Consider the following 255-nt stretch of genomic DNA (forward strand, 5'->3'; position numbering starts at 1 on the left):
CGTCAGCCCCGGCAGGCGGTTTTGCCGCGCTGGATGAAACCGAATGGCAGAAAGAACTGAATCTCAATCTGTTTCCAGCCGTACGACTGGATCGGGCGTTGTTGCCGAAGATGATTGAGCAACGTGCAGGCGTCATCATCCACGTCACGTCCATCCAGAATCGGTTGCCCTTGCCGGAATCAACCACGGCTTATGCTGCCGCCATGGCTGCACTGTCCACGTACAGCAAGAGTCTGTCGAAGGAAATAACGCCTA

1 protein-coding gene is annotated in these 255 nt (G+C 55.7%); it reads left to right on the forward strand.

All coding sequences use genetic code 11. The features are described 5' to 3' along the window. Positions 1-255 (forward strand): SDR family NAD(P)-dependent oxidoreductase (locus ACLFKU_RS44735; protein WP_410853518.1); only part of this gene is annotated, 255 nt, incomplete at both ends.

This window comes from Paraburkholderia sp. EG304, assembly GCF_046543485.1.
Lineage (GTDB): Bacteria > Pseudomonadota > Gammaproteobacteria > Burkholderiales > Burkholderiaceae > Paraburkholderia > Paraburkholderia youngii.